Origin of the sequence: Micromonospora sp. MW-13 (genome assembly GCF_003434305.1) — a bacterium.
In the GTDB taxonomy this organism is placed as follows: domain Bacteria; phylum Actinomycetota; class Actinomycetes; order Mycobacteriales; family Micromonosporaceae; genus Micromonospora.
In genome coordinates this window covers 1-13,530 of sequence record NZ_QKKX01000024.1, presented here as the reverse complement: position 1 = coordinate 13,530, position 13,530 = coordinate 1, and the positions used below count along the sequence as shown (strand labels likewise).

Sequence of the window (13,530 nt, the reverse complement as noted above, 5' to 3'; positions counted from 1 at the left end):
ATGGCGCTGAAGCTTGGCGAGCTGGTGGCCTACCTGCGCGCCGACGACACCGCCCTACAGAAGGGCATCCGGTCCGCGCAGACGAAGCTTCAGCAGGCCGGACAGAAAGCCCGCGAGCACGGACCGATGATCGGTGCCGCCCTCGCAGCAGGGATCGGGGCCGGCCTGCTCCAGGGCCTGGAGCTGGACAAGGCGCGCGCAAAGCTGGCCGCGCAGGTCGGTGACCCGGTACTCGCCAAGCAGCTCGGCGAGGTCGCTGGCCGCGTGTACGGCAGGGGCTTCGGGGAGACTGCCGCCGACGCCATGCTCGCGGCCCGGTCGGTGATGCAGTCCGGGCTGCTACCGAAGGGCGCCGACGCGGCGGTCATCGAGGACATCACCGTCAAGGCCCAGACGCTCGCGCAGGTCTTCGACCTAGACGTGGCCCAGGCGGCCCGGGCCGCCGGGCAGATGGTCCGCAACGGCCTCGCGAAGAACGCCGAGGAGGCCCTCGACCTCATCACCAGGGGATTCCAGACCAGTGGTGACCAGGCCGGTGACCTGCTCGACTCGTTCTCGGAGTACAGCACCCAGTTCCGCAAGCTCGGCCTGTCCGGGGCGGACGCGATGGGGCTGATGAATCAGGGCGTGCAGTCGGGTGCCCGGGACCTCGACGTGGTCGGCGACGCCTTGAAGGAGTTCGCCATCAAGGCCGCCGACGGGTCGGCGTCCAGCGCGGCCGGCTTCAACGCGATCGGCCTGAACGCCGAGAAGATGACCGCGGTCTTCGCCAAGGGTGGTCCGGCCGCCCGGGAGGCCCTCGGCACGGTGCTGGAGCGGCTCCAGGCGATGAAGGACCCGACGGAGAGAGAGGCGGCGGCGGTCGCGCTCTTCGGGACGAAGGCCGAAGACCTCCAAGGCGCGCTGGCCGGACTGGACCTCGACACCGCCGCGAAGTCCCTCGGCGAGGTCGGTGGCGCTGCCGGCAAGATGGGCGACACCCTGGAGCAGACCAGCGGCCAGAAGCTGGAGGCGTTCAAGCGGCAGGCCCAGGCGGCCCTGGTGGAGAAGCTCGCCGAGGCCATCCCGGTGATCGAGGCCACTTTTGGCTGGTTGCAGCGGAACAGCGGCTGGGTGGGGCCGCTGGCAACGGGCCTCGGGCTACTCGCCGGGGTGATCGGCCTGATCGTGCTCGGCACGAAGCTCTGGGCCGCCGCGCAGATCGCCCTGAACGTGGCCATGATGCTCAACCCCGTCGGGCTGATCATCCTCGCGGTCATCGGGCTGATCGCCGTGATCGTCGGCCTGTGGATGAAATTCGCCGGCTTCCGCGATTTCTGGATCATGGTGTGGGAGGCGATCAAGACGGCCGCGATAGCCGTGTGGGACTTCCTCGTCGCAGCCTTCCAGTTCTGGTGGAAGACGTTCTCCGGCTTCTGGACTGGGGTGGGCCGCTTCTTCGTGAAGCTCTGGAACGGCATCGTCGACGGCGCGAAAACAGGGTGGCGGAACATCACCACGACGTTCGATCTCGTCGTCAAGTTCGTCACTGGCCTTCCAAAGCGCCTGGCCCGGGCGGCGTCGGGCATGTGGGACGGGATCAAGAACAGCTTCCGCGCGGCCGTGAACTGGATCATCGGCAAGTGGAACAACCTGTCCTTGACCATCGGCGGCGGGTCGATCATGGGCATGAGCATCCCGAGCGTCACGCTCGCGACGCCGAACATCCCGTACCTGGCCAAGGGCGGTCACATCATGCAGGCGGGTACGGCGGTGGTGGGTGAGCGCGGTCCGGAGCTGGTGCACCTCGGCCGCGGGGCGACCGTGCAGCCGCTTACCGGCGGCGGAGGCGGAGGTCTGTCCGGCACGCTGCGCGTCATCCTCCAGTGGCCCGACGGCCGGATCATCCGCGACCAGATCGTCGACGCCGCCACCCAGCGCGGCCAGTCCACCGGCCGCTACCTCGGCGTCAGCACCAGCTAAGGAGATGCGTGGACCCCGACATCCGGGTCCGGGTCGCCCTGGACAGCGACCCGGACGACCCTGCTCCGGCGTGGACCGACATCACGGACCGCGTGCACTACGGCGACGGCGGCCAAGCCGTAACGGCCAGCGTCGGCCGTCAGAACGAGTCCGCCGAGATCCAGCCCACAGAGATGAGCTGGGCTGTCCAGAACTCCGACGGCCGCTTCACGCCGGGCAACTCCAGCAGCCTGTACGCGGGCAAGTGGGAGCAGGGCCGGCGGGTCCAGATCGCCGAGGTCATCGACGGCGAGGAGTTCACCCTCGCTACCGGTTTCCTGGAGATCCCGGACATGCCGATCGTGGACCCGCGCAGCGCCCAGGCGGTGACCGTCACGGCCGTCGACCGGATGGGACGGCTCGACTCGGCCCCGCCGTTCGAGGGGACCCTTGCGGAGGATGTCCGTGTCAACGGGGGCAACCTCGTCGAGCACTTCCCGCTGTCGGACTCCTACCCCCACGCCTCGTCGATCACCACCGCATCTCTCGCCAGGGTGGTGGTCGGCTTCGACACCACCGTGGTGGCCGAGCCCGCGGACCTGATCGAGGCTGCCAGCCTCGCCGGCCCGCCCGGCGACGACCAGTCGTATGCCCGCTGGGCCCCCGTCTCCGACGGCACGGCGATGCTGGCCCGAGCCTGGCTAGAGGCCCCGGTAAGCGTGGCCGTGGGCGCCACCGACACCCTCGCCGTATCCGTGTGGCTGCACGGGCAGCGCGACGAGGGCGGCTACGACTGGTCCGGTGGCGTCGTCTCGCTGGTCGCCGCCACGACGGGCCTACTGTTTAACGACTCCGACTTCAACCTCATCAACAGCATGCGGTTCACCTGGCGCGGCGGGACCGACACCACCGTCCTGTCGAGCCACCGGCTGGAGAAGGACGGGTGGCGGCTCGTCACCCTGCGGATCAACGCGGCGTCCGGGGCGATGGACCTGTGGTCCGGCGCGGACATGGTGGCCTCCGGCACCGCTGCGCCCGCCCCCGGTGCTACCACCCTGACCCGGATCGTCATCGGCTCTCTGTACGTGGGCGGCATCGCGCATGTGCAGGTGCGGGTGGGTCCGGACGCGACCACGATGACCCGACAGATGCACCTGGCCCAGTACGCGCACGGATACCGGGGCCTGCACCGGCAGACCGTGGCAGAGCGGCTCGTCACCCTCGCCGGTTACGCGGGTGTGCCCGCGGCGGAAGTGTCCGTCCCGCCGGCCTGCTCAACGCCGATGCAGGTGGCCAAGCTGGCCGGTGCTGTACCCGCTGGAGCCCTGCGCGCGACCGCAGCGACCGGGCAGGACTTGCTGATCACGGACGGCCAAGGGCGGATCACCGCTGTACCCCGGGGGCAGCGGTACAACCAGCCGGTGGCGATGCAGATCCCCTTCGGGTGGATCGGCTACCGGGGGCTGCGGTATCGGCCCGACAAGCCGACCACCGACGTGACGGCCACCCGGACGGGCGGAGGCACTGTCCGCCGGTCTGATCGGGCCCGCGCTCAGCGGTACGGGGTCACGGGCCAGCAGTACGAGCTGGACACCGCGATCGACGCCGACCCGGCCAACCTCGCGTCCTGGGCGCTCGCCGCCCACGGTCAGTCCCGGACTAGGGCGCCGAGCATCCGCCTCAGCATGCTGCGTCGCAGCGTGGCCGAGCGAAAGGCTCTGCTGCGGCTCCGGGTCGGCGACCGGATCCAGCTCACCGGGCTGCCCGCAGGAAGCCCGGACGACGTCGGGCACCTCATCGTGCAGGGCATCCAGCACACCATCGGGCCCGGCCGCCGACGCGTCATCGAGTTCAACACGTCGCCGCTGCTCGGCCCGACCGCCGGGGTCCCGCCGGCGTGCCCGGTCGTCGGGGACCTGGTCTCCAACACCGCCATCGTCGCCTACTGAGGAGGCCGCGTGCCCACCGTGCCCGAGACCAAAGCCGCGTGGACCAACGGTGTCGACGCGCTTTCCAGCACCAATCTCAACGCCTACTTGCGTGACCCGATCAGGTTTCTGATGGGCAAGCCGGTGGCCCGGCTGCGGCAGACTGTCATTCAGGGGCTGGTCAACAATGCGGACACGCCGCTGACCTTCACGTCCGAAGACGTGGACACCGACCCGGACGGCATCGGCGGGCACTCCACGTCGACGAACACGAGCCGGTACACCGCCCGATACACAGGCTGGTATCGGGTCGGCGGCGCCGTCGCCATCACCGGCAACGCCACCGGATTCCGGGGCTCATCGTGGCTGGTGAACGGGGCCATCCTCGCCGGGTCGAAGATCTATCTGCCCAACAACGGCTCTGGGGCGGCGGCTATCCCTGCCCGCCCGATGCTGGTCCGCCTGGTCGAAGGCGACTTCGTCGAATTGGCTGGATATCAGAACTCCGGAGCAATCCTCAATTCGTTCGTGAGTATCGGCGAGTTCGTGTCGTCGATGGACGTGACCTGGGAAAGGCTCTGAGGATATGTGGATTCCCGTGGGGGATAACCGCTGGGACTGGGACGCCGATGATGGGCGGCACCTGATGGTGCTCGTCAACGGCGATTTCCGGGAGTACTTCGAGGGGTACGTCTACTGGTACCGGGCGCCGAGCGGCGAGTTCGACGCGAACTGGCCGCTCACCGATGCGAGGTACTTCGGTACGACGGGCACTGATCCTGTGCCGGAGTCGGATGACGAGGCGTGGTCGGCGCTGGCCGACGCGGTTCGGCCGGGTGCATCGTGAGCGGCTACTACCTGGCGCCGGCACTCGAGGTGCTGCGGGACGAGATCAACCGGCGGTGGCCGGGCCGGGACCGGGGCAGCGACGGGTGGATCGGCGACGCCGCCCACCAGGCCGGCCGATCCGACCACAACCCCAACGACCGGGGCTCCGTCGACGCGATCGACGTCGACAAGGACGGCGTCGACGTGTCGGCCGTCATCGCCGCCGTCGAGCGACACCCGAGCGCGCACTACTGGATCTACCAGCGGCAGATCGCCGACCGCGACGACGGGTGGCGGCGCCGCCCGTACACCGGCAGCAACCCGCACGACCACCACCTGCACGTCTCCATCCGGCAGAGCAAGGAGGCGGAGCAGGACCGACGGCCCTGGGGACTTCTGGAGGATGAGATGAGCACGAAGGCCGAAAACGAGATCCACCAGGTGTACGTGGGCCTGTTCAACGGCGGGTCCAGCATGGGCCGCAGCGTCGACCCGGACGGTGCCGGCGCGGCGAAGGGCAGCAACAGCATCGTCGCCAAGCTCGACTACCTGCTGTCCCGCCTCGACGGGGTGGCCGCCGGCGTGACCACGCTGGCCGGGCGTGACTGGACGGACGAGCCGGCGATCGTCGCCGGGGTACTGGCCGGTCTGGGTCCGGACCGGCTCGCCCAGGCGCTCACTGCGGCCGGCCTGACCCCGGAGGCCATCGCCGCCGCGGTGCCGCCGGACATGGCCCGGCAGGTCGTCGACGAGCTGACCGCCCGCCTGGCCTCGTGACCACGCCGTCCGACGCCGGCGCCCGCCCGCCAGCCGGCGACGGCGGCAACTTCCTGCTGTGGCGGGAGGTGGACCGCCTGGACCGGCGCGTCGATGAGGTGGCCGCGCGCGCCGAGCGGCTGATCGCCGACGCACGCGCGGACCTCGCCGCCGACGTCGACCGCATCACCGGCCGGGTCGACCGCCTCGACGAGCACGGCTCGCGCGGGGTGGAGGCCCTGCGGCTGGAGCTGCGGAGCCTGCGCAACGACCTGGAGGCACACGAGGTGATGCATACCCAGGCCGCGCAGGACCAGCGGGCGGCGCGGCGCTGGACCATCGGCCTGGTCGCCGGCCTCATCGCTCCGCTGTACCCGCTGATCATCGCTGCGGTCGTCCGATGACCACCGCTGCCCCCGAGAGTCTGAGGAGGCTCACCATGTCCGACCCCACCCCCACACCGCTCCCCGCGTCCGAGGCGACCGAGCCGCTGTTCACCGTCGGCGGCATCACTGCGGCGGTCACCGCCGTGCTGGCGCTGCTGCTCGCGTTCGGCCTGCCGCTGTCCGACGCGCAGCAGACGGCGATCCTCGGCCTGGTCGCCGTGCTCGCGCCGCTGGTGGTCGCCGCGATCGCCCGGGGCCGCGTGTACTCACCGGCCACCGTGCGGGCGATGCTCGCCGGCCGCCGGTAGGATGATCGGCGCGGTGCTGCCCGGTGACGTCCCGGCCAGCGCCGACCAAGCAGCAAGCGGCCCCGCTCTCCCCTGCTGGGAGGGCGGGGCCGCTTCGTGTCTGGGGTCAGGCGGGCAGGGCCACCTGCTTGGCGGCGGGGATCCAGTGCGCGATGTGCCGCGCGGCCTGCTCCCGGGCACCCTGCTCGCTGCCGGACCAGTCGGCGCGTCCGCACGTGCACGACCAGTGCGCCTCCCGGACAGTGATCTCGTGGCCGGACGCACCCGGGTCGCCGGCGGGGTACGCCCGCAGGTACTCGACGCGGGCCCGGTCGCCGTCCTCCAGGCCGTAGCCGCGCTCCAGGTTGTAGAGGGCGGCGAACCGCTCGGCGTCGGCGCCGGTGGCGAACACGCCGAGCGGCCGGTCGTCGTCGTACTCGCCGGCGCAGACGATGGGCAGGTGCTGCATGACGGGGTCCTCTCGGTCGGGGCGGGGCCGGCCGGGTGGCCGGCCCCGGGGCGGTCAGCGGTCCTGGGCGGGGAGCCCGGCGCGCCAGGCGGTGGCGGCGGCGGTGGCCTCGGCGTTGAGCAGGATGCCGGTGGCCTCGGCGAGGTTGCGGGCGCTGCCGGCCTGGACCATCTGGCGGGCGGCGGTGCGGATCTCGGTGGCGGTCATCTCGGCTCCCTCGGTACGTTGTCCTGCTGACATGGACAACGTTACGGGGGCGGCATCCGCCTTGTCAAGCCCACATGGACAACGTAAGTTGAGCAGCGTGACCGACTACCTCGACAGCGCCGCCCTCGCCGCCCGCCTCGGCATCAAGCCCGCCAGCATCCACCGCATGCGCAGCCGCGGCGACCTGCCCGAGCCCGACCGCGTGATCGGACGCTCGCCCGCATGGCTGCCCGCCACGATCGACCGGTGGCAGGCCAGCCGGCCCGGCCACGGCTGGCGCAAGGCCGACGTCGGCGAGGTCCCGGCGCCCACCCCGGCCAAGCCCGTCGACGAGCTGCTCCCGCTGCCGCCGGGGGACATCCGCTTCGACGGGACCACGATCAGCGCGGGAGGGATGCCGCTCGCCCCGGGCCGGTACGCCTTCGGCAACGCTGGCGGCGTGCTGACTGTGGAGCCCCACGAGGACGACGAGCCCACGGAGTAGCCCTCCCCCGCACACGCAGCGCCCCCGCACGGCTTCCGGCCGGCGGGGGCGCTCTCGTGCGTCCAGGGATCAGCTCGTGGGCTGCTCGGCGCGGGCCGCCCGCGCATCCCGGATCCGCCGCTTCGCCGTCGACTCGCTGACCCGGAACTCACCCATCACGGTGGCGACGATCTCGGCATACGGCACACCCCGGAAGTCGAGGCGGTCGATGACGTCCTCGATCGTCTCCGGCTCGTCCTGCTCGTCGTCGCCGTCCAGGTCGAGGTCCACGTCAGCCTCGCGGCCCGCCGTAGGCGCGGGCCCGTAGACCCGGATGCGGCGCCCGCCAACCTCGGCGATCCCTCCCCACCAGTCGGTGTCACGGTCGGTGTCATCGGTGTCAGACACCGTGCTGACCTGCGGTTTGACACTGACACCGGTGTCACCCTCCCCGGTGGGGGAGGGGTCCTGACGGGACCGGACGTGGTGGTGGATGGTGGCCCCGGCGATGTAGACGGCGGCGACGATGGCCAGGGCGACGGGTCCGCCCCAGCCGCGGGACGGCTCCTCGGCGGCGGCCAGCAGCGCGGTGGTGGTCAGCATCAGGCGGCTCCGAACAGGAGGGCGGGCAGCGGGACGATGAGCTTCGTGGTGACGTCGAGGAGCGTGCGGGTGAAGTCGCCGATCAGCCCCTCGGGCAGGTCGGACATCAGCCCGAGCGGGATGGCGACCAGCCACATCCTCAGGTTGAGCCGGTAGAGCGGGGACTGCGGGAAGCTCAGCGTGGCGAACCGGCCGAGCTTCTTGCTGGACTTGACCGGCAAGAGGCAGCCGAGCGCGAAGATCCACAGCAGGGCGATGAGGAACCCGATGACTGCGTTGATGCTCGCGCCGGCGATGTAGGCGTCGCCCGTGGAGTCGAGCAGCGCCCCGATCACGTCTCGCAGGGCGCCGACGGTGGCCTGGTCCAGCGGCGAACCGTCGAAGCCCTCCCGGACCGCTGGTACCGCTAGGACGAACGCGATCCGATCGCGGAGGCTGTTCGGCCCGATCGACATGTAGTCGACGATGACGGCCAGGAGCAGCACGATGACGACCCCGGTCGGGGACATGGTGTGTGCCACGTCAGGCCCCCGACCAGTCGAGGACCGTGGTGCCGGTCCGGGCGTCCCGGATTTCCAGCCTCGGGCTGTCCATCGGCTCGTTCTCGGCCAGCGCAGCTCGGGTGAGCGCCTGAAGGAGGCGGTCGAGGATGCCGTCGACGCCCGGGCCCTCCAGGTCGAGGTGCTGGGTGTAGACGCGCTTGTGCAGCACCTCGTACTGCCCGTCGAAGACGTGCACCCGGTAGATCTGGGCGGCCATCAGAGATCCATCTCCAGGTGGATGAGGGTGGCGAACAGGGCGGCGCCGAGCAGGAGCATGCCGCCGCCGGCAACTGCGGCGAGCAGCTCGTGGCCGTTGAGGATGGCGGTGATCGCGGCTGCCAGGGCGCCGAGGACGGCGCCGGCGAGGCCGAGGGCGATGGGCGTCCAGGGCACGGGTCGGGTCAGCCAGACGACGGGCTCGGCACCGGCCTGGCACAGCTCGGCCGCCCGCCGGTTGGCGTCGTCCTGCGTGCGGGCGGGGAAGGTGATCGTGTGGCCGGCGAGGGCCCGCAGCGGCGAGTCGGCCGGCACGGTGCCGGCGACCCGGTAGGGAGCGGTCATCATGGGTGGTGCCTCTCTGTGAGGTGCGGGGCCCGGCCGGGCTGTCCAGGCTTGGTGGCCGGGCCCCGCGTGGGTGGGTCAGTGGGCGCCGCGCCGCCAGGCGGTGTACGCGGCGTCGATCTCGGCGGGGCTGGACGCCCTCGCCACCGCGTCACGGACCGCCCGGGCGCGCCCGAACTGCGGGCTGTCGATGTCCCGGGCGGCGGCGGTGTCCTCGTCGTCGGTCGCCTTGATGAGCCGGGCGACCTGGTCCGGCCGCACGGGCTGCGGCTCGGGCTTGCGCTTGCCGAACATCAGCTCTCCTCGGTGGTCTTGGCCCGCTGCTCGCGGACCAGGTTGATGGCGGTCTGGGCGTCACCGGCGCTGGTCCAGCGCATGCGGTCCATGACCGTGCGGCGGCCCGGGATGTCGCCCCGGTACGCCCGCTTGAGGTCGCGGACCATGCCTGCGATCCGGGGCGGGATCTCGCCCCCGGCGGCCGGGCTGACCGGGCGGGCGCGGTCCACTCGGGCGGTGGTCCGCTGCACCGGAGTGGTCCGGGCGGCGGGCACAACCGCGCTGGTCGCGGGCTGGTCCACGGGGGCCGGGTTGGTCCGGGCGTGGACCAGGTCGCGCGGCCCGGTCTGGTCCGCCTCGTTGGTCCGGTCCGGACCAGCCGTCTGGTCCACCGGAGTGGTCCGGGACTGGTCCAGGTCGGCGGCCGGGATCTGGTCCGCCGGGTGGTCCAGGTCAGGGGCTGCGGTCTGGTCCACCGTGCTGGTCCGGAATCGGTCCAACCACTCCTGCGGAATCTGGTCCGGGACTTGGTCCGCGATGTGGGCCGGCATCCGGACGCCATGGACCATCCGGTGGCGGGCCTGCGGCCGGGTGTCGATGGTCCGGATCTGGTCCACCTGGGCGCGCAGGCCGGTGGTTGCCGTCCGCAGCGCGATCGTCAGTTCGTTCATCAGCTCCCGCTCCCGTGCGGTCGGCTGGGTGTCATCGCGGAACAGCTCGGTCTCGATGTTCAGCACCCGGCGCAGTTGCTCCCGGGCCGCCTGGACCGTGTCGGCGTCGGCCTGCTTGGTGAGCTGCTGGAGCCGACGCAGTGCCTCCGCGAGCGGGTCGCGCGTCCGACGACGCCACCGCCGCGCCGGCTCGGCCGGGCGCTCGCCGCCCAGCTTCGCGGCCTGCTGCTGGACGTACAGCTCCATGCCGGCGTCGACCAGGGCGACGATGCGCCGCTGAGCGAACACCTCGGTCAGGTCGTCGACCGTGCCGGGCTTGAGCAGGCCCAGGCGCACGCCGATGCGCTGCGGCGTCCAGATCCACCGGGACGGCTGCCGCGCGGCAGGCTCGACGTCGGCGTAGAGGCTCATGTACCAGATACCGGCGGCCAGCGGCGGGGTAACGAGCCGGAGCACCACCTCCGTGACAGAGCTGGAGGCGGTGGAGGCAACGACGCCGGAGGCGATCGAAACCAGCCATACGAACTTCATGTGCCGGCTGATGTCCGGCACCGGGTCGTCGTTCTCGAGGGCGGCGGCCAGCTTGTGAGCGGCGAGGCTGCCCTGGTGAAGCATCACCACTTCGAACGTGGCGCAGAACATCAGCGACCCGGGCACGTTCAGGCCGAGGGGGCCGTGGGCGACCTCGAACATGCCCTCCATCGCGAACAGGGTGGCGAGGCTGACGGCGAGGGTGCCGAGGCGCTCGTGTACCTCGCCGGTGCGCAGGAACCGCCAGATCAGGGCCAGGGCGAGCAGCGCAGCCACCACACCGGCGCCGAAGAGCATCGGCTGGCCGTAGCCGACCAGCCAGGCGAGAACGGCGTCGATCGTGGGTCGGATCGACTCGGGGATCTGCATGCCGGTCACCGTACAGCCATATGCATGAGGCAGCAAGGACGAGTAGAGTCGAGTCTCCAAGGAAGTTGCGCGACCAGGCAGTAAGGTCAGCCGCAGGTCAGCGCGAGTCGAGGGGGAGCCGGATCATGGGACAGCCGAGGTGGACCACCACCTCCGACCAGTACATCCAGCCGACAGCCGGCGACGCCTGGGCAGCCGAAGCCGCCGCTGGTGGCGAGCGGGGCACGCAGCGCATCCTCAACGCCGAGACCGTGGACGCGCCGGTCAACATCGCCTACCACCTCGGCCTGCCCGTAGGTACGCCGCTCGTCATTCGGCGGCGACTGATCCTCGCTGACGACCAGCCTGTCGAGATCGCCACCTCGTACTGGCCGGGTGCCATCGCCTCGCTCACCGCGCTGGCGGAGCCGTCCAAGGTTGCCGGCGGCACGGCGCGTTTCCTCTCCGAGATGGGCTACACGCCGACCGAGGTCCGCGAGGACATCACCGCCGGGCCGGCGAGGGCCTTCCTCGACGATGCCGAGCGTGCCTCGCTCGGTGTCGCCAGCGCCGACCCCGTGCTGTCGCTGACCCGGATCCTGCTCGACCACGCCGGCCAGCCCTACCAGCTCGACGTCTCCACCATGCGCGCCGGCCGTCACATCCGCTACGTCCGATCGGCAGGCTGACCCGGTGCCCACCCCTCCCCGCGACACGCGGCCCCGCAGCCAGCAGATCGCCGCCGACCTGCGCGCCGACATCATGAGCGGCGACCTGGCCGCCGGGGCGAAGCTGCCGTCCACCGCCGAACTGGGCCAGGCCTACAGCGCACCCGGCGCGACCATCCAGAACGCCATCGGCATCCTCAAGGCCGAGGGCTACGTCGAAGGGCAGCCCGGCCGGGGCGTGTACGTCCGTCCCACCCAGCAGCAGACCGTCACCCCGGCCGAGTACGCGGTCCCTGCGGCGCCCGGTCAGCCGTACGCCTGGATCACTGCGGCGACCGAGCGGGGACAACGGGGCGCGTCCCGGCTACTCGACGTCGGCGAGGTGGCGGCACCGGTGCAGGTGGCCGCCGCGCTCGGCCTCGCCCCAGGGCAGCCGGTGGTGCGCCGGGCGCAGGTGCTGTCCCTGGATGACGACCCGGCGGAGTTGGTGCACGTCTACTACCCGGTCGATCTGGCGCGGGGGACGGCCCTGGCGGAGCGGCGGCGGATCCGGGGCGGGGCGGCGGCGGTGCTCGCCGAGCTGGGCGTGGAGCTGACGGCGTTCGAAGACGTGATCTCGACCCGGCCCCCCACGTCGGACGAGTTTGTGGCGCTGGCGCTCCCCACGGAGGTTCCGATCCTGCGCACGTTCCGGGTCTGGCTCACGGCGGCCGGACGGCCGGTTCATTGCGAGGTGCTGATCAAGGCCGGGCACCTGAATGAGCTGCGGTACCGCTGGCCGGGGTGACCCCGACGCCAAGCCGCCCCTGACCGTGCTGGTCGGGGGCGGTCGCGTGGCCGGTCCCGTCAGCCCCGCACGCGTCCCATGGCCACCGGCCGACGCTGCTGCACCCCGACCACCGGGGCCGGCGCGATCGCGTGCAGGCCGGCCCGCTGCACGTACAGCTCGCGGCGGGCGACCGCCTCGCCGCGCGGCCCGAGCACGTAGCCGGTCAGCCACACCCACCCGTCGTACGTCGGCTTGTCGTCGACGCTCACCAGGCGCAGCCGCAGTGCCCGATCCCCGCCGAACTGCACGCTGGCGCAGCCGTCGATCAGCAGCACGGCACCGGGGCGCAGGCTCACCGGGGCGACGCTGGGCGGGTGGGCGGCGGTCACCAGATGATCCGGATCATGCCGGCGACCAGCAGGACCAGGACGACGGCGGCGCAGAGCCAGCCGGCCAGGTACTGGCGGCGGGTCAGCGGCGGAGCGGCCGGGGCCGGCGGTTGGGGGATCGTCTGCCCGTCGGCGAGCGGCGGCGCTCCGTGCGCCACCGGGTGCGCGTGCGGGAGCGGACCGTCGTGCGGGCGCTCGACCATCGGTGCCTCCGTCGCGGGGGAGGTGGGGGCCGGGCGGGCACAACGGGGGGTGCCCGCCCGGCCGGGGCCACCGCTGCCGACGAGCAGCCCCGATGAGTGAAACCTAGGTTGCTAAGCAAGCTGAGTCAACACAGCAAGCACAGCGAGTAATCGCGGCTGGCAGCCTGAGGGGGCCGACGAGAGGTGGCTCCATGCACCGCCGCAAACCGCTGTACGAGCACGTCGTGGACGACATCACGGCGTCGATCCGAGTTGGGACGCTCAAGCCTGGCGACAAGCTGCCGTCGATCGCCCAGTTGGTCGAGCAGTACGGCATCTCGCACACGATGATCAAGTTCGCGTTGCGCATCTTGGGTGAGCGGGGCTTGATCGAGACACACCAGGGCAAGGGCAGCTACGTCGCCGAGCGCCCTCAGTAGGTCGCCATACCGCCATACCTGAGCACCGGACCACCGGACCACTGGCACCTACCGTCCGGCGTGTGATCGACCCTCACTCCGGGGTGCCCGCCCACCGCCAGGTGGCCGCGTCCATGCGCACCCGGATCGCCTCCGGCGAGTGGCAGCCGGGGAGCCTCCTGCCCGCCTCGCCTCGGCTGATGCACGAGTACGAGGTGGGTCGAGCTACCGTGCAGACCGCGCTGGCGGCGCTGCGGGCGGAGGGCCTGATCGACATGGAGCCGGGCATCGGGGTGCGGGTGCGGG

Annotated in this window: 22 protein-coding genes; 12 read left to right on the top strand and 10 right to left on the bottom strand. The window is 71.6% G+C overall.

The window, feature by feature from the left end:
* Genes C5N14_RS13775 through C5N14_RS13745 form a run of 7 tightly spaced genes read left to right on the top strand, consistent with a single transcriptional unit; the run spans nucleotide 1 to nucleotide 6,147 of the window.
* Nucleotides 1-1,962 (top strand): phage tail tape measure protein, encoded by a 1,962-nt coding sequence (locus C5N14_RS13775; RefSeq protein WP_117668486.1) that lies wholly within the window; start codon nucleotides 1-3, stop codon nucleotides 1,960-1,962.
* A gap of 8 nt (nucleotides 1,963-1,970) precedes the next feature.
* A complete protein-coding gene (locus tag C5N14_RS13770; RefSeq protein ID WP_117668485.1) occupies nucleotides 1,971-3,890 on the top strand; it encodes a hypothetical protein in 1,920 nt (639 codons plus the stop codon).
* 9 nt (nucleotides 3,891-3,899) lie between these two features.
* Nucleotides 3,900-4,451: a hypothetical protein gene (locus tag C5N14_RS13765; RefSeq protein WP_117668484.1), complete on the top strand. Its 552-nt coding sequence runs from the start codon at nucleotides 3,900-3,902 to the stop codon at nucleotides 4,449-4,451.
* A gap of 4 nt (nucleotides 4,452-4,455) precedes the next feature.
* The gene (locus C5N14_RS13760) at nucleotides 4,456-4,716 is read left to right on the top strand and encodes a hypothetical protein (protein ID WP_117668483.1); all 261 of its coding nucleotides are present in this window, start codon (nucleotides 4,456-4,458) and stop codon (nucleotides 4,714-4,716) included.
* Complete coding sequence (locus C5N14_RS32650; protein WP_207892731.1) at nucleotides 4,713-5,474, top strand: hypothetical protein; 762 nt, start codon at nucleotides 4,713-4,715, stop codon at nucleotides 5,472-5,474. The genes C5N14_RS13760 and C5N14_RS32650 overlap by 4 nt, the downstream gene beginning before the upstream one ends.
* Entirely contained in the window at nucleotides 5,471-5,857 is a 387-nt protein-coding gene (locus C5N14_RS13750) for a hypothetical protein (RefSeq protein ID WP_117668482.1), read from the top strand. Before C5N14_RS32650 ends, C5N14_RS13750 begins: the two co-directional genes overlap by 4 nt.
* 35 nt (nucleotides 5,858-5,892) lie before the next feature.
* Nucleotides 5,893-6,147 (top strand): hypothetical protein, encoded by a 255-nt coding sequence (locus C5N14_RS13745; protein WP_117668481.1) that lies wholly within the window; start codon nucleotides 5,893-5,895, stop codon nucleotides 6,145-6,147.
* Between the two features lie 106 nt (nucleotides 6,148-6,253).
* Here C5N14_RS13745 and C5N14_RS13740 read toward each other — a convergent pair whose 3' ends face one another.
* The gene (locus tag C5N14_RS13740) at nucleotides 6,254-6,595 is read right to left on the bottom strand and encodes a hypothetical protein (protein WP_117668480.1); all 342 of its coding nucleotides are present in this window, start codon (nucleotides 6,593-6,595) and stop codon (nucleotides 6,254-6,256) included.
* Between the two features lie 54 nt (nucleotides 6,596-6,649).
* The gene (locus C5N14_RS32145) at nucleotides 6,650-6,802 is read right to left on the bottom strand and encodes a hypothetical protein (RefSeq protein ID WP_165878106.1); all 153 of its coding nucleotides are present in this window, start codon (nucleotides 6,800-6,802) and stop codon (nucleotides 6,650-6,652) included.
* 97 nt (nucleotides 6,803-6,899) lie between these two features.
* Here C5N14_RS32145 and C5N14_RS13735 point away from each other — a divergent pair, with 97 nt between their 5' ends.
* Nucleotides 6,900-7,286 (top strand): AlpA family transcriptional regulator, encoded by a 387-nt coding sequence (locus C5N14_RS13735; protein ID WP_117668479.1) that lies wholly within the window; start codon nucleotides 6,900-6,902, stop codon nucleotides 7,284-7,286.
* Between the two features lie 69 nt (nucleotides 7,287-7,355).
* Here the strand turns inward: C5N14_RS13735 and C5N14_RS13730 are convergent, their stop codons facing one another.
* The 6 genes from C5N14_RS13730 to C5N14_RS13705 form a co-directional block, all read right to left on the bottom strand.
* Nucleotides 7,356-7,868, bottom strand: coding sequence for a hypothetical protein (locus C5N14_RS13730; protein ID WP_117668478.1), 513 nt, complete (start codon nucleotides 7,866-7,868; stop codon nucleotides 7,356-7,358).
* A complete protein-coding gene (locus C5N14_RS13725; protein WP_117668477.1) occupies nucleotides 7,868-8,389 on the bottom strand; it encodes a hypothetical protein in 522 nt (173 codons plus the stop codon). Before C5N14_RS13725 ends, C5N14_RS13730 begins: the two co-directional genes overlap by 1 nt.
* Nucleotide 8,390: 1 nt before the next feature.
* On the bottom strand, nucleotides 8,391-8,627 hold the full coding sequence (locus tag C5N14_RS13720) for a hypothetical protein (RefSeq protein WP_117668476.1): 237 nt from the start codon (nucleotides 8,625-8,627) through the stop codon (nucleotides 8,391-8,393).
* Nucleotides 8,627-8,971 (bottom strand): hypothetical protein, encoded by a 345-nt coding sequence (locus tag C5N14_RS13715; RefSeq protein ID WP_128763574.1) that lies wholly within the window; start codon nucleotides 8,969-8,971, stop codon nucleotides 8,627-8,629. Before C5N14_RS13715 ends, C5N14_RS13720 begins: the two co-directional genes overlap by 1 nt.
* A gap of 78 nt (nucleotides 8,972-9,049) precedes the next feature.
* A complete protein-coding gene (locus C5N14_RS13710) occupies nucleotides 9,050-9,265 on the bottom strand; it encodes a hypothetical protein (protein WP_117668474.1) in 216 nt (71 codons plus the stop codon).
* Nucleotides 9,265-10,818 carry a hypothetical protein gene (locus tag C5N14_RS13705; RefSeq protein ID WP_117668473.1) on the bottom strand — a complete coding sequence of 518 codons (1,554 nt, stop codon included), beginning with the start codon at nucleotides 10,816-10,818 and terminating at the stop codon, nucleotides 9,265-9,267. The genes C5N14_RS13710 and C5N14_RS13705 overlap by 1 nt, the downstream gene beginning before the upstream one ends.
* A gap of 125 nt (nucleotides 10,819-10,943) precedes the next feature.
* Here C5N14_RS13705 and C5N14_RS13700 point away from each other — a divergent pair, with 125 nt between their 5' ends.
* Together C5N14_RS13700 and C5N14_RS13695 are read left to right on the top strand one after the other, a co-directional pair.
* Complete coding sequence (locus C5N14_RS13700) at nucleotides 10,944-11,486, top strand: UTRA domain-containing protein (protein ID WP_165878105.1); 543 nt, start codon at nucleotides 10,944-10,946, stop codon at nucleotides 11,484-11,486.
* Nucleotides 11,487-11,490: 4 nt separating this feature from the next.
* A complete protein-coding gene (locus tag C5N14_RS13695) occupies nucleotides 11,491-12,252 on the top strand; it encodes a GntR family transcriptional regulator (RefSeq protein WP_117668471.1) in 762 nt (253 codons plus the stop codon).
* A 59-nt stretch (nucleotides 12,253-12,311) separates the two neighbouring features.
* On the opposite strand, the gene C5N14_RS13690 is transcribed toward C5N14_RS13695, so the two are convergent.
* Together C5N14_RS13690 and C5N14_RS13685 are read right to left on the bottom strand one after the other, a co-directional pair.
* The gene (locus tag C5N14_RS13690; protein ID WP_243639569.1) at nucleotides 12,312-12,623 is read right to left on the bottom strand and encodes a hypothetical protein; all 312 of its coding nucleotides are present in this window, start codon (nucleotides 12,621-12,623) and stop codon (nucleotides 12,312-12,314) included.
* Nucleotides 12,620-12,826, bottom strand: coding sequence for a hypothetical protein (locus tag C5N14_RS13685; protein WP_117668470.1), 207 nt, complete (start codon nucleotides 12,824-12,826; stop codon nucleotides 12,620-12,622). Before C5N14_RS13685 ends, C5N14_RS13690 begins: the two co-directional genes overlap by 4 nt.
* A gap of 191 nt (nucleotides 12,827-13,017) precedes the next feature.
* On the opposite strand from C5N14_RS13685, the gene C5N14_RS13680 reads away from it, so the two are divergent.
* Entirely contained in the window at nucleotides 13,018-13,245 is a 228-nt protein-coding gene (locus tag C5N14_RS13680) for a winged helix-turn-helix domain-containing protein (RefSeq protein ID WP_117668469.1), read from the top strand.
* A 62-nt stretch (nucleotides 13,246-13,307) separates the two neighbouring features.
* The coding region (locus tag C5N14_RS13675; RefSeq protein ID WP_133305764.1) for a winged helix-turn-helix domain-containing protein at nucleotides 13,308-13,530 on the top strand (223 nt) is incomplete at its 3' end.